The 2,689-nt window shown below is 51.1% G+C and carries 1 rRNA gene; it reads right to left on the bottom strand.

Features of this window, described 5'->3' with window-relative positions:
- Positions 1-90: 90 nt before the first annotated feature.
- Positions 91-2,689, bottom strand: a 23S ribosomal RNA gene (locus tag ACRN9H_RS19510); the annotation flags it as partial.

The following is a 2,689-nucleotide window of genomic DNA, read 5'->3' as shown; positions in this document are numbered from 1 at the left end:
AATTCGGAAAGCTGATTTTCTTTGTTTGAGTCTTTAACTTTATCAAGTGTCAATATTCGTCTAAGGCCATGCAAAACCCATCTGGGTTGTATGGTTAAGCCTCTCGAGTCATTAGTACATGTTAGCTCAACGCCTCACAACGCTTACACACCATGCCTATCAACGTCCTAGTCTCGAACGGCTCTTTAGAGACCTTATAGGTCTAGGGATGACTCATCTCAGGGCTCGCTTCCCGCTTAGATGCTTTCAGCGGTTATCGATTCCGAACGTAGCTACCGGGCAATGCCATTGGCATGACAACCCGAACACCAGCGGTTCGTCCACTCCGGTCCTCTCGTACTAGGAGCAGCTCCCTTCAATCATCCAACGCCCACGGCAGATAGGGACCGAACTGTCTCACGACGTTCTGAACCCAGCTCGCGTACCACTTTAAATGGCGAACAGCCATACCCTTGGGACCGACTTCAGCCCCAGGATGTGATGAGCCGACATCGAGGTGCCAAACACCGCCGTCGATATGAACTCTTGGGCGGTATCAGCCTGTTATCCCCGGAGTACCTTTTATCCGTTGAGCGATGGCCCTTCCATTCAGAACCACCGGATCACTATGACCTACTTTCGTACCTGCTCGACGTGTATGTCTCGCAGTTAAGCTGGCTTATGCCATTGCACTAACCGTACGATGTCCGACCGTACTTAGCCAACCTTCGTGCTCCTCCGTTACTCTTTGGGAGGAGACCGCCCCAGTCAAACTACCCACCAGGCACTGTCCTTAATCCCGATTAGGGACCTAAGTTAGAACATCAAAACTACAAGGGTGGTATTTCAAGGACGACTCCATCATGACTAGCGTCACAACTTCATAGTCTCCCACCTATCCTACACATGTAGGTTCAATGTTCAGTGCCAAGCTATAGTAAAGGTTCACGGGGTCTTTCCGTCTAGCCGCGGGTATACGGCATCTTCACCGCAATTTCAACTTCACTGAGTCTCGGCTGGAGACAGCGTGGCCATCATTACGCCATTCGTGCAGGTCGGAACTTACCCGACAAGGAATTTCGCTACCTTAGGACCGTTATAGTTACGGCCGCCGTTTACCGGGGCTTCGATCATGAGCTTCTCTTGCGATAACCCAATCAATTAACCTTCCGGCACCGGGCAGGCGTCACACCGTATACTTCCTCTTGCGAGTTTGCACAGTGCTGTGTTTTTGATAAACAGTTGCAGCCACCTGGTATCTGCGACTCCCGTCAGCTTAGAGAGCAAGTCTCATCACCAACAGGAGCGTACCTTCTCCCGAAGTTACGGTACCATTTTGCCTAGTTCCTTCAGCCGAGTTCTCTCAAGCGCCTTGGTATTCTCTACCCGACCACCTGTGTCGGTTTGGGGTACGATTCCCACTAACCTGAAGCTTAGAAGATTTTCCTGGAAGCATGGCATCAACTACTTCAGTCCCTTAGGACCTCGTCATCAGCTCTCAGCCTGCACACTTAAGTGCGATTTCCCGGATTTGCCTAAGAAATCAACCTACCACCTTAAACGCGGACTACCAACGCCGCGCTAGCCTAGCCTTCTCCGTCTCTCCATCGCAGTTAGCGGAAGTACAGAAATATTAATCTGTTTCCCATCGATTACGCCTTTCGGCCTCACCTTAGGGGTCGACTCACCCTGCCCCGATTAACGTTGGACAGGAACCCTTGGTCTTCCGGCGAGGGGGTTTTTCACCCCCTTTATCGTTACTCATGTCAGCATTCGCACTTCTGATACCTCCAGCGTGGGTTACCCCTTCACCTTCAACGGCTTACAGAACGCTCCTCTACCGCGCAGTCCTAATGGACCACACCCGTAGCTTCGGTGACTAGCTTAGCCCCGTTACATCTTCCGCGCAGGCCGACTCGACTAGTGAGCTATTACGCTTTCTTTAAATGATGGCTGCTTCTAAGCCAACATCCTAGCTGTCTAAGCCTTCCCACATCGTTTCCCACTTAGCTAGTACTTTGGGACCTTAGCTGACGGTCTGGGTTGTTTCCCTTTTGACAACGGACGTTAGCACCCGCTGTCTGTCTCCCGAGTAGTACTCACTGGTATTCGGAGTTTGCAAAGGGTTGGTAAGTCGGGATGACCCCCTAGCCTTAACAGTGCTCTACCCCCAGTGGTATTCGCTCGAGGCGCTACCTAAATAGCTTTCGAGGAGAACCAGATATCTCCGAGTTTGATTGGCCTTTCACCCCCAGCCACAAGTCATCCGCTAATTTTTCAACATTAGTCGGTTCGGTCCTCCAGTTGATGTTACTCAACCTTCAACCTGCCCATGGCTAGATCACTCGGTTTCGGGTCTACACCTTGCAACTAAACGCGCAGTTAACACTCGGTTTCCCTACGGCTCCGCTATTCGCTTAACCTCGCTACAAAATGTAAGTCGCTGACCCATTATACAAAAGGTACGCAGTCACGGTCTCAAGAACCGCTCCCACTGCTTGTACGTATACGGTTTCAGGTTCTATTTCACTCCCCTCACAGGGGTTCTTTTCGCCTTTCCCTCACGGTACTGGTTCACTATCGGTCAGTCAGGAGTATTTAGCCTTGGAGGATGGTCCCCCCATATTCAAACAGGATGTCACGTGTCCCGCCTTACTCGTTTTCATCTATGGTTAGTTTTCATGTACGGGGCTATCACCCTGTGCCGCTG

The organism is Shewanella sp. MF08487 (assembly GCF_050848685.1).
In the GTDB taxonomy this organism is placed as follows: domain Bacteria; phylum Pseudomonadota; class Gammaproteobacteria; order Enterobacterales; family Shewanellaceae; genus Shewanella; species Shewanella glacialipiscicola.
The sequence above is the reverse complement of the archived record's forward strand: the minus strand, read 5'-3'. Positions and strand labels throughout refer to the sequence as shown.